At 65.7% G+C, this 11,584-nt stretch carries 8 protein-coding genes; 4 read left to right on the plus strand and 4 right to left on the minus strand.

Annotated elements, in window-relative coordinates:
• Positions 1 to 44 precede the first annotated feature (44 nt).
• On the plus strand, positions 45 to 1,250 hold the full coding sequence (hpnI, locus tag VFA60_01015) for a bacteriohopanetetrol glucosamine biosynthesis glycosyltransferase HpnI (GenBank protein ID HZQ90354.1): 1,206 nt from the start codon (positions 45 to 47) through the stop codon (positions 1,248 to 1,250).
• Here the strand turns inward: hpnI and VFA60_01020 are convergent.
• Positions 1,247 to 3,043, minus strand: a complete 1,797-nt coding sequence (locus tag VFA60_01020) for a glycosyltransferase family 39 protein (protein ID HZQ90355.1) — start codon at positions 3,041 to 3,043, stop codon at positions 1,247 to 1,249. The genes hpnI and VFA60_01020 overlap by 4 nt on opposite strands.
• The gene (locus VFA60_01025; GenBank protein ID HZQ90356.1) at positions 3,040 to 4,335 is read right to left on the minus strand and encodes a glycosyltransferase family 39 protein; all 1,296 of its coding nucleotides are present in this window, start codon (positions 4,333 to 4,335) and stop codon (positions 3,040 to 3,042) included. Before VFA60_01025 ends, VFA60_01020 begins: the two co-directional genes overlap by 4 nt.
• A gap of 110 nt (positions 4,336 to 4,445) precedes the next feature.
• Here VFA60_01025 and VFA60_01030 point away from each other — a divergent pair, with 110 nt between their 5' ends.
• Positions 4,446 to 6,245: a tetratricopeptide repeat protein gene (locus VFA60_01030; GenBank protein ID HZQ90357.1), complete on the plus strand. Its 1,800-nt coding sequence runs from the start codon at positions 4,446 to 4,448 to the stop codon at positions 6,243 to 6,245.
• Between the two features lie 439 nt (positions 6,246 to 6,684).
• Here VFA60_01030 and VFA60_01035 read toward each other — a convergent pair whose 3' ends face one another.
• Entirely contained in the window at positions 6,685 to 7,737 is a 1,053-nt protein-coding gene (locus VFA60_01035) for a S41 family peptidase (protein ID HZQ90358.1), read from the minus strand.
• 181 nt (positions 7,738 to 7,918) lie between these two features.
• Positions 7,919 to 10,438, minus strand: a complete 2,520-nt coding sequence (locus VFA60_01040; GenBank protein HZQ90359.1) for an RNB domain-containing ribonuclease — start codon at positions 10,436 to 10,438, stop codon at positions 7,919 to 7,921.
• A 285-nt stretch (positions 10,439 to 10,723) separates the two neighbouring features.
• On the opposite strand from VFA60_01040, the gene VFA60_01045 reads away from it, so the two are divergent.
• Entirely contained in the window at positions 10,724 to 11,269 is a 546-nt protein-coding gene (locus tag VFA60_01045) for a polymer-forming cytoskeletal protein (GenBank protein HZQ90360.1), read from the plus strand.
• A gap of 88 nt (positions 11,270 to 11,357) precedes the next feature.
• Positions 11,358 to 11,564: a hypothetical protein gene (locus VFA60_01050; GenBank protein HZQ90361.1), complete on the plus strand. Its 207-nt coding sequence runs from the start codon at positions 11,358 to 11,360 to the stop codon at positions 11,562 to 11,564.
• The last annotated feature ends 20 nt before the right edge of the window (positions 11,565 to 11,584 follow it).

Below are 11,584 nucleotides of genomic sequence, written 5' to 3' on the forward strand. Positions count from 1 at the left end.
CAAGTCGGCCTGGTCCGCGCGGGTTCCGCTGTCCCGGAGAATGCATGCTCGCAGGGCTTTTGTTGGCAGTGGCGGCGCTCGGTATCCTCACGTCCACCGTTTACCTCGCCCTAGTGCTGGTAGGCGCGCTGCGCTTCCGCCGTAGTGCCGTTGTCGCGCCGCAATTCACCGAACCACTGCCCGGCGCAACCGTGCTGAAGCCGTTGCATGGCATGGAGCCGGGCCTGCGCGAGAACCTGGAAAGTTTCTTCCGCCAGGACTACCCCACCTTCCAGATCGTTTTCGGCGTTCGTCACGCCGACGATCCCGCGCTCGACGTCGTCCGTGAGTTGAGGGAGCAATATCCCCGGGTGCCAGTCCAGATCACCGTTTCAGGCGACCCCACCTGGCCGAATGCAAAAGTCCAAAACCTGCACTCCATGATGGCGGCGGCCGACCATCCGCTGCTGGTCATCAGCGACAGCGACGTGCGTGTTTCGCACTCGTACCTGCGCGAGGTCACGCGCCCGCTCCTCGACCCCAAGATCGGCATGGTGACGTGCCTGTACCGCGGGGTGAACACGGGCGGGTTCTGGTCGCGGCTGGAAGCCATGGGCATGTCGACCGAACTCACTTCCGGCGTGCTGGTGGCCGACCTGCTGGAAGGCACCAAGTTCGCGCTTGGTCCAACCATGGCCACGCGACGCGAAGTGCTGGCCGCCGTGGGTGGGTTCGCGGCACTCGCCGACTACCTGGCCGACGACTACGTTCTGGGCAACCGCGTTCATGCGGTTGGCTATCACGTAGTGCTCTCGCGCCACATCATCGAGCACATGGTGATCAATCGCGCCATGCCTTCGTCGTTGCAGCACCAGGTGCGATGGGCCAAGAGCACGCGCCGCTCGCGCCCCAAGGGACACATTGGCAGCGGGCTCACGTTCTCCGTTCCCTTCGGGCTGTTGGGCCTGATTGGCGGCTTCGCTTCCGGAAACTTGGGGTTGGGCGCCGCGCTGCTCGTTGCGGGCGTGCTCAACCGGATCGTGCAGTCACTCGCCGTGGGCTGGGGCGTGGTGCGCGACCGCGATTCGCTGACCGGCGCGGCGCTCTACCCGCTGCGCGACCTGCTCGGCTTCATGTGCTGGGCGGCCAGCTTCCTGGGCGGACGCCGTACATCGTGGCGTGGCGATAACTACGTCCTGCAGAACGACGGGCGCATGGTCCGCGAGTCCGCGCTGGCTGGCGCCGCCGGATCGCAGCAGAGCGCCGCCTAGCGCTCGCGGTTGCTGTACACCCGCTTCCCCGAACTCTCCGCAATCAGAAAACGCGGCCCGAGCGCGAGACGGTCTGCGTCTTCCCGGCGCTCGCGCGAGACAAACAGGAAAAGCCGCGTTCCGCCACTCCATTCACGAGCAAGCTGCGCATCGTCCCAAAAGACAGGCGGCGCGTCCGGAAACCGCGAGCCGTATTCGAGGCTGGTGGTGCGGCCGTTCACCAGCCACGCTGGTCGCTGAAGGTAAAACGTGAGCGACGAGCCGTAAGAGAAATCGCCGTAAATGACCAATCTGTCGTCCGGCCGGATGAGCGGCTGCACGGCCTGCGCGAGAGGGCGCGAGGAGAGATACGGCTCGAAGCGCGCCAGCGCCAGGTGCGCCGCCACCAGCAGTACGGCCATGCCGCCGGCCAGTGCCCAGGTGGCCGCGCGCGGGCGATGTTTGAATCGCAGCAGCAGCGACGCAACCGGCGCAATCAGCAGCGCAAGCGCCGCCAGCGCGGCGGGCAGCCGCAGCGCGGCGAACGCGCCTCCGGTCAGGTCGAAGAAGTGCGACATCGAGAGCGTGTAATTTCCCACGCCGCGTTCTACCAGCGCCGCGCCGATGTCGGGCACGAATGGCAGGTGCCGCGACTGCCACAATCCGGCAGTGAGCGCGATCGCAGCTGCCGCGCCGATCAGCGCAATCACCGCCGTCGAACCGACCAGCAATTTGCGTCGCGCGGGTTCCTGTTCCGCCCGCGCCACGGCGTCGGCAATCAGGATGAGCAATGGCAGGTAGGCGGGAAGCGTGTAGTACTCCTGGTTGGTCGAAAGCGAGAAGAAGACCAGGACCAGCGCGGTCAGCAACCAGCACATCAATCGCGTGCGCCAGGCAAAGTCATGCGGTCCGCCGCGCTCGCGGCGAAAAAGCGCCGCCGCGAACATGCTCCAGGGAAACAGCCATGCCAGGTGCAGTCCCCAGTAGGCCAGCGCCGGCAGCTTGTTGTAGTCGCGCGGATAGCGCTTCCCCAGGAATCGGAGAAAGTGCTCGTTGACGAAGTAGAACCAGAAAAACCCTGGATTGCGAACTCCAGCCAGCAGATGCCACGGCGCCGCGATGGCGACGAGCAGCGCGGCGCCGCTGAGCAGCCGGAATTCGCGCCAGCGCCGCCAGTCGCTTGTCCACAACAAGTACCCGAAGGCCGTTCCGCCGATGAAGACCAGCGCAACCAGCCCCTTGCTCAGCACTGCCAGCGCGCATGCGGCATAGCCGGCGTACCAGCGCCAGGCGGATCGCTCCTCCAGCGCGGTCATGAAGAAGTACAGTGCGGCCGCGATGAGCAGCGCCAGCAGGACATCGGGAATGAGGATCCGGGTGAACAGGAACACGCCGGTCGAGGTGAGGACGAACAACGCGGCGTACTCGGCTGCGCGGTCGCCAAACGCGCGGCGGCTCCACTTCCATGCGAGGAGAGCAAGCAACAGCACGCTCAGCGCCACCGGCAGGCGAGCAGCGACAGCCGAAACGCCAAAAACTCTGAAGCTGCCGGCCACGAGCCAGTACATGAGCGGCGCTTTTTCCAGGTAGCGGATGCCGTTCACGTGCAGCGTGACGTAGTCGCCGGCAGCGGCCATTTCGCGCGCGGCCTCCGCGTGGGTGGCGTCGGCGTCGTCGAGCAGCGCGGGCGAGAACAGCGAGCCGATGTAGACCGCGGCAAACACCGCCAGCAGCAGCATCCACGTCGCCCGGGCAGACGCGGCCCCGCGCGCCGGCGTCTGGTGAGTTGCGGGGGAAGCAGTCGAAGGGATCAAGCGGAGCGACGCCTGCTATGCGTGATCCATGATTGTACTCGCGCCGCCACCACGCTCGCGAAAAACGCGGCAAGCAACAACATCACCGGCTCAACCGGGTGGCGATAGCGCGCCTGCGGATAGGTGATGTAATACGGCGCGGGATAAAGCACGATCCACACCAGCAGCCCCGCTCCGGGCCGCCGCCGCACCAGGGCGAGGAGCAGGCCGCCGGCGGCGAGTACGGACAGGAACGCAAATTGCAGCGGCGTCCACGGGGCCGTGTCGTACGCGTAGGTGAGCGAGGCGCCGTCCCAGAACGCAAGGAAGCGCGTCCCGCACAGCGATACAAATTCGCCCGGATACTCGCGGATAAATTCCATCGCCGCGCGCCGGTGCTCTTCAACGAACTTCATCTCCCCCAGTTGGCGATAGCGCTCCCACTGCGCGCGGTTGCGGCTGGGATGCATTCCGCCCCACCCCATGCCGAAGCTGCCGTGATAGTTCCCGAGGTGAAGTTCGAAGCCAAAATTGCTGCGCAGGAACACCCACTGCCCAAACACGATGCGATTGCGCGCAAGCCACGGCGCAAACATTGCGCCGGCGAGCAGCATGCTCAAGACCATGTTGCGCAGCAGTTCGCTGCGCGGTGATGCTCGCCGCCAGATCCACGGCAGTGCGATCGGCAGCAGCGTGACGAGCACCGGGTTAGTGAGCGCGATCGCGCCCCACAGAACTCCATAGAGCAGCCAGCGCCGGAGCGACGGCGCTTCAGCGAGCCGCAGCGTCATCAACAGCGCCAGCATGACCAGCAGCGCCGAGAGACTCGTCTCCCACACCAGTTCGGTGGACCACTTCATGAAGTGTGGCGCCGCGCTCCAGAGCAGCGCCGACCACCAGCCGACGCTGGAGCTGAAGGTGCGGCGCCCGAGTTCGTAAACCGGAAAACAGGTCAGCGCAGCGAACACGCCATTCAGCGCCAGGAGCGCGATGGCCGAGGCGTCGCTGAAGGCGCCAAGCATCTTGAACACGACTGCGCACAGATACGGATACGCGGGCGCGATCCACGCCGTGGGGCCGGTGGACCCGGTGAACGGCGAGGCGAAACCTTCGCCGGCGGCCACAGAGCGCGCGATGCTTCCGCTCTCGAATCCGAAACGGAAGTGGTCCTGGCCGGCCGGGTAGTGATACGTACCGGTGAACAGGATGACGCCCAGGCGCAGCAGCAGCGCGAGCAGCGCAACGCAAGGCAGTGAACGGCGGCGCCAGTCCGGCGGGGTTGCTGGTTGCAGTTGCGGCGCGGCGCTGCCCATGGGTGAAGTGGCCGTGACGCCATTTTGTCCGCGCCTTGCGTCGCCGACAAGGAAATTCCCGCTGGATGACGCGGCGCGAATCGCATACGATACCGCCAGAACCTCTCCTGATGACCTTGACCGCCAGCGGGCCCCGCACTTCGGCCGTCGAACCTGGTTTGTCCGCTCCGCTCAACGCGCGAATCCTGCTGGCCTTCGTGCTGCTCGCCGCCTTTCTGCCCTACGTGGGCACGCTGCGCTACGACTGGGTGTACGACGACGGCGGACAGATCGTCTACAACCCGCTGGTGCAGTCGTGGCGCTTCGCTCCCCGCTACCTGGTGGAGCACATGTGGAGCAACCAGATCAACGTTCCGCCGAACTACTACCGGCCAATGTTCCTGCTCTGGTGCCTGCTGAACTACAGCGCCTTCGGGCTGAATCCCATGTGGTGGCACCTGAGCACTCTGGTGCTGCACCTGCTGAGCACGGCGCTGCTGTTTTACCTCGCGCGGCAACTGCTGCGCGACGACTTTTCCGCAACCATCGCGGCCCTCATCTTTGGCGTGCACCCGATCCACATCGAAAGCGTGGCGTGGATTTCCGGCGTTACCGATCCGCTGCTGGCGATGTTCTTCTTCGGCGGCTTGCTCTGCTACTTGAGTTTTCGCGACGGACGGCGCTGGGGCTGGTTGCTGGCGTCCCTGGCGCTGTATTTCTTCGCCATGGGCAGCAAGGAGACCGGCATCGTGCTGCCGCTGGTGTTGCTGGGATACGAGTGGACGGTTGGCGAGAAGGAACGACGCCGGCGGCGCAGTGTGGCGGTCACGGCGGCGTACGGCGCTGTGGCCGCCTTGTATCTTGGCCTGCGCTTTCGCGCGTTGAGCACGTTCGGCAACCCCGTCGTGGGACTGCCGTGGCAGTCGTTCCCGCTCACCTGGCCGCTGCTGCTGTGGTTCTACGTCCGCAAACTCTTCTGGCCCGTCTCGCTCAGCCCGTTTTACGACACGCCTTACGTCACCCGGTTCGACGTGCAACTGTTTCTGCTACCGGCGCTGGCATTGCTGGCGGCGGCCGCCGCGGGGTGGATGCTGTGGCGGCGGCTGAAAAACTGTGAAGCCGCGAACCCAGACACGCCCTCGGCGTCGCAGGTCGCGCTTTTCGCCCTGGTGCTGATCGCCGCGCCGCTGCTTCCGGTGATGGACATCGTGAGCCTCGAGCCGCACGAGATTGCGCACGACCGCTATCTCTACCTGCCGTCGGCGGGATTCGCGCTGCTGATCGCGATTGCCGTCCAGCGTATTCCAGCGGGCGAGCGGACGCTTTTTGGCCGGCCGGCGACACAGGTCGCAGCTGCGCTGGCGCTGGCGCTGGCCGGCGCGATTGGCGTGGCGACGCAAAGCGTCTACTGGGCAAACGATCTGCTGCTCTTCTACCGTGCCGTGCGGGTGGCGCCCGGCAGCATCAGCGCGACCAACAACCTGGCGAACGCACTGCTGGAGCGCAAGTACTACGACGAGGGCATCCGGCTGCACCAGCAGATCCTGCAGCGCGATCCCAACTACTGGCTTTCCTGGTACAACCTGGGCAACGCGTACACCAAGCTCGGCCGGCTGGAGGAGGCGCAGGAGCACATCTACCGCGCCGCGCAGCTCAACAACAGCAACCCCAACATGTTCCTGTACCTCGGGCTGTTGCAAATGAGGATGGGCCACTATCGCGAATCCGAGGCCAACATCCGCGAGGCGTTGCGCATTTGGCCCACCGGCCTTGGCGCGCACAACGTTCTCGGCATGGTGCTGGAGAAGCAGGGCCGCGTCGCCGAGGCGGCGGAGGAATACCGCCGCGAGCTGGCGCTCGATCCCGACCAGCCGAAAGTGCGCGAGCAATTGGCGGCTGCCGAGCAGCGGCTGAAGGACGCCGCGCGCTGACCCGCTGCCTCACGGACATATACCCCTCCCGGTCGCTGCCAATGAAATGTTGAGGTTAGCGACCAGGATCCGTCAGCGATCCGTCGATCTAAAGGACTTACGCGTAAGATCCGTTGTCTAAAGGAGTTAGCGGCGCAAAGTTGTCAAAGAAGAAGGACCCGCGCGTGTGCGCGGGCCTAGTTCAAGGGTAGCAGATTGGGCGGGGAGAATGGGAAGGCGAGGGCCAAGTTTATTCCTCGTGTTTGGTTTGGTGTGCGGGGAAAGCCGGGCCGTGGGGGCTTGACAGATTTTGACGGCCAGGCGGCTGAAGCCGCTGTTTTGGAAGGATAGCCACGTGGAAGGTTGTGGCTGGCAGCAGGGCGCCGAGCGTCGCAGGCCCGGTCGTGGGCGACCGGGCCCCGTTTGCGAGCGCGGCGCGGAAACGCAGGGAGCTGCGTCTCTAGTGGGCCAGGCGCGCAATGGCGGCGTCGAGCACCGGGTCACGACCGGCGGCGAAATCGGCTGCGGAGGCCGCGACCTGAATCGCGGGCGCGATTCCCTGGTCTTCGATCACCTGCTTCTCCGCCGTGTAATCAATCCAGCGTGAGACGGTGTACGACCAGCCGCCACCGAGCTGGAACGTCCCGGGATTTCCCGAGGCCCCCGCGCTGGTGTCGCCCATTACGGTCACGTTGGGCAGCTCGCGCATGGCCGCGATGAAGCTCTCGTTGCTGCTGGCGCAGCCGCGGCCGATGAGCAGCACCACGGGACGGGTGAACTGGAACGCGCCGCGGGGCGCGATGGTGCGCGACTGGAGCGCGGTGAAGTCGGAGTGCAGCGGGCCATTGCGGAACTGCACGAACTCGGTGGTGCGCGTCGCATCGGCGAAGCGGCCGGCGAACTGGTAGGCCAGCTGGTCGTCGCCGCCTCCGTTGTTGCGCACGTCCACGATCAGCGCGGCGGTGTTGCGGAAATTTTCCATCGCCGCATCCAGGTCTTCAATGTGCACGGTGGTGGTATTCCAGCTCGAGATCTGGATATAGCCGACGCCGTTGAAGAACCCGAAGCCGAACCTGCCGCCCGGGCCCGGCGTGAAGCTGGCCCGCTCCGCGTATTGCGAGTTGAAAACGCTGGTGTCGAAGTTGACGGGCTGCGACGGGACGAACGTGCGCACGGTTGCCCCCGTCGGATCAATCAGGGTCACATGCTGGTCGTGAAGCGTGCCGAGCATGTCTTTCACCACGGCGACGAGCTGGTCTTCGGTCCGTGCCGCCTGGGCGCGCGCGCGAAACGTGGCGCGCGCCGCGTCCCAGTCAATGTGCTTGTAGTCGAAGTAGGAATAATTCTGGTTGAAGGTGCTCCACAGCGCATCGAACTGGCCGGCGAAGTCCGAGGCTGAAACCTGCGCGCTTCCGGCGGTAACCGTGGAGCCGTGGCCGCCTCCGCATCCCAGCAGCAGCGTGAACGCGAGCACCGCAAGCGCGCACGGCGCAAAATGACGACGTTCGAACATCCTGTCCATCTCCTGGCGGCCCGTGCCCAAGACCCGAACTCGATGGCCAGCTTCCGAAGATAGACATGGGTCCGCGTTAAGTGTTGCGCATTTTCATGAAACGTTTACGAAAAGGGGTTAGCGGTCTGTGTGGAGGGACGAATCGCCGGACGGCAAATGCCGAACGAGCTGGAAACCGGTGTCAGCGGCCACGGCCGCGGCCACGCTGGACCGTGGGCCCGTCTTCGACCACCGCGAACTGGAGCTTGCGCTGCACGCGGTCAATGCGGTCGAGCAGCACGCGCACGCGATCGCCCAGCGAGTACGTCTTGCGGCTGCGCTCGCCGATGATCTGGCGCGTGTTCTCGCGGAACGTGTAACGGTCGCCGGTGAGGGTCGCCATCGGAACGAGGCCTTCCACGAACAATTCGGTCAGCTCGACGAAGAACCCGAACTTGGTCACGCTCACGATCAGGCCGTCGAATTGTTCGCCGACGCGGTCCTGCATGAACTTGATCTTCTTCCACTCCATGAGTTCGCGCTCGGCGTCGTCGGCGCGGCGCTCGGCCTGGCTGGACTCTTCGGCGATGTCGTGCAGTTCGGTCTCGTCGATCGGCCCGCTGAGTTCGGGGCGCGGCCCACGTGCTGGCGCTGTCCCGCCCAGGCGCTTGGCCTTACTCCAGGGCGACGGCGAGTGCCGGCCGTGCTCGTCTTCGCCGTGCGAGGTGACCGGCACGCCGCGGCCCACCGGAACGTCGCCGTCGTAGTGTTCCGCTGAATCGCGGAGCACCTGCTTGAGAATGCGGTGCACGATGAGGTCGGGATAACGGCGAATCGGCGAGGTGAAATGGGTGTAGGCCGGCGCCGCCAGGGCAAAGTGCCCTTCGTTGATCGCGGAGTACCGGGCCTGGCGCAAGGAGCGCAGCATCAGGTAGGAAAGGATCCGCTCCTCGGGCTTGCCGGCGATCTTCTGCGTCAGCTTCTGATACATGCGTGGCGTGATGTGCACGTCCCTGGGAATCTCGATCGTTTCCGGACGACGTCCGGCGCCATGACGCGCGCGGCGATCGGCCCGCGGCTGGATGCGCTGGACGGGCAGGGCGCCTATGCCGAGCGAACACCCGAACGCGGCCGCCAGCATCTCGAATTCGAAAACCCGCCTGGGATCGGGCTTTTCGTGGACGCGGTAGAGCGAGGCGATGCGCTTGGTCTCCAGGTACGAGGCCACGCACTCGTTGGCGGCGAGCATGAATTCCTCGATCAGCCGGTGGGCGATGTTGCGCTCCGAGCGCGTGATGGCGCGCATCAGGCCGAGCTCGTCGAACTCGATCACCGGCTCGGGCAGGTCGAAATCGATGGAGCCGCGGCGCACGCGCTTGCGGTTGAGGATGAGCGCGAGATCGCGCATCAACTCGAACGTGGGAGTCAGCGCCGAGTAGCGCTGCCGCAGTGATTCGTCGCCTTCGAGCACGGCATTCACGTCGGTGTAGGTCATGCGCTCGGCCGAGCGGATGACGCCTTCGCTCAGCTCGAAGCCCAGCACCTCGCCGCGCGGATCGATTTCCATCACGCAGGAGAGCACCAGGCGGTCCACGTGCGGCCGCAAGCTGCACACGTCGGTGGAGAGTTCGACCGGCAGCATCGGCACCGCCCGGTCGGGGAAATAGACGGACGTGCCGCGCACGCGCGCTTCCAGGTCCAGCGGAGCAGCGTCACGCACGTAGTGCGCCACGTCGGCAATGTGCACATGCAGCTCGAAGTTGCCGTTGGGCAGGCGGTGGGCGGTGACGGCGTCGTCGAAGTCGCGCGCGGTCTCGCCGTCAATGGTGACGATGGGAAGGGAGCGGAAGTCGCGACGGGCGCGCAGCTCGGGCGCGGAAATGATGTCCTCGACCGCCTGCGCTTCTTCCAGAACCTCGGAGGGAAACCGGTGCGGCAGGTGGTACTTGCGGATGACGATCTCCACGTCAACGCCGAAATCGTCTTCGTAACCGAGGATTTCCACCACGCGCCCGCGCGGACTCTGCGTGGGCGTGGGCCAGTCTGTGATTTCGACGTCAACGACCACGCCTTCCAGGTCGGCCCATCGTTCCCGGTTGCCGTCGCGCTTGGGGTCGGCGCTGAAATCGCGCCGGCGCGCTTCCTTGCCGATGACGCGATGCTTGCCACCGGCAACCTCAGGCTGCTGGGGCCACTCCCGGCCGGGCGGAATGATGATGTCCTGGGTGATCTTCTCGTCGATCGGCGAAACGTAGTTGCCGCGCGAGCCGTGGTGGAAGGTACCCACCACGGTGGCGTGGGCGCGGCCGACAATGCGGACGATGCGCCCTTCGGCCCTGCCGTCGGGGCGGACCGGGCCCATCTCCACCAGCACGCGGTCGCCATGCATGGCCGATCCCACGGCCGGCGGGGGGATGTAGATGTCGCCGCTGATTTTCTGCTTCATCTCAGGGGCCTCGGGCACGACGAAGCCGAAGCCGTCGCGATGCATGCTGAGCCGGCCGGCGACCAGGTTTCTTCCGGCTGCGGCGCGCGGCAGGGCGAAGCGGTCGCGCTCGATCTCGATCAGCTCGCCGCGCTCCACCAGCTTGCGCAGGCGTTCGGCCAGCTCGCGGCGCTCCTGTCCGCCGCCGGCGCGCAGTTCGCGCACCAGCTGCTTGAACCCGGCGGTGTGGCGTGGCTGCCGTTCAACGCGTTGCAGAATGGCCTTGTCAGAAATCATCGACCGAAGACCGGGGTGAAGTGCCGCAGTGCAATTGTTACCACCCCCGTATGCTAAGCGCGAATCGTTCCGGCGGTAAGGCCTTCTCCCGATATAAGAAATGCAAACCGCAGAGGAATATTTACCTCGCCTCCGAGGTAACGCCAGCCGCAAGCAGCCGCGCCGCGAGCACGTTCGGCGCCGCTCCCATGCTGCTGCGGTGAGCATTTCCAGAGGCCCGGGTGAATTTGGTGGCACACGTGCCTCAGAGTTCCCCGATCCCCCGAACGAAAGGAACACGACGCCATGTGGAAGCCTACCAACTCCCCCGCTGCCCCTCCGTCCACACCCAACCCGGAGCCTGCCAAGCCGCAGAGCTCGGCGGCACCCGAACCGACACCCATGCCGGCGCCGCGCAGCGCCGCCAGCTCGCCGCAGGACCAGGCCACGATCGGCAAGTCGCTGGTCATCAAGGGTGAGGTAACCGGATCGGAATCGCTTTACATCGACGGACGCGTGGAAGGCTCAATCAACCTCCCCGGCAACCGCGTCACGGTGGGACGCAACGGCGTGGTCGCGGCCAACATCACCGCGCGGGAAATCGTGGTCATCGGAAAGGTCCGCGGCAACATGATGGCCAGTGACCGGGTGGACATCCGCAACGAAGGCTCGCTCACCGGCGACGTGGTGGCCCAGCGCATCAGCATCGAAGATGGCGCTTACTTCAAGGGCGGCATCGACATTCGCAAGCCCGGCCAGAAGGCCAACGGCGAAGTGAAAGACGGGCGTCCCGAGCCGGTCGCCGAACCCGCGGCTGTGCCCGCGGCGGCGGCAGCCTCGGCGCGCGCCTAGCTGCCGAACCAGTTTTTCACGACGGCCTGCGCGCTCACGCGGCGCCGGGCCGTCGCTCAACATCCGGCCCTGCGCCGGCGGTGTCGCCATGGTCGAACGTCTCTTGCAGTTGCTCTCGGTCACCTGCTCGCATCGCAAGACATCCCAGCCGTTCGCGGCCGCCAGCAGTCTCCGCGCCTCCCGCTCCGATTCCGATTGGGACGAGCCCACGCCCGCAGGCTCGCATTACGTGGTCTGTCTCGATTGCGGACGGAAGTTTGAGTACGACTGGGAGCGGATGAAGATCGTGCGGTAAAGTCTGCAGTTCACAGTTTA

The sequence above is a fragment of the Terriglobales bacterium genome (genome assembly GCA_035651995.1).
Lineage (GTDB): Bacteria > Acidobacteriota > Terriglobia > Terriglobales > Acidobacteriaceae > DASRER01.

Coding starts and splice junctions, on each gene's coding strand:
- hpnI (HZQ90354.1), top strand. CDS start 45: ATGCTCGCAGGGCTTTTGTTGGCAGTGGCGGCGCTCGGTATCCTCACG.
- VFA60_01025 (HZQ90356.1), bottom strand. CDS start 4,335: ATGGGCAGCGCCGCGCCGCAACTGCAACCAGCAACCCCGCCGGACTGG.
- VFA60_01030 (HZQ90357.1), top strand. CDS start 4,446: ATGACCTTGACCGCCAGCGGGCCCCGCACTTCGGCCGTCGAACCTGGT.
- VFA60_01035 (HZQ90358.1), bottom strand. CDS start 7,737: ATGTTCGAACGTCGTCATTTTGCGCCGTGCGCGCTTGCGGTGCTCGCG.
- VFA60_01040 (HZQ90359.1), bottom strand. CDS start 10,438: ATGATTTCTGACAAGGCCATTCTGCAACGCGTTGAACGGCAGCCACGC.
- VFA60_01045 (HZQ90360.1), top strand. CDS start 10,724: ATGTGGAAGCCTACCAACTCCCCCGCTGCCCCTCCGTCCACACCCAAC.
- VFA60_01050 (HZQ90361.1), top strand. CDS start 11,358: ATGGTCGAACGTCTCTTGCAGTTGCTCTCGGTCACCTGCTCGCATCGC.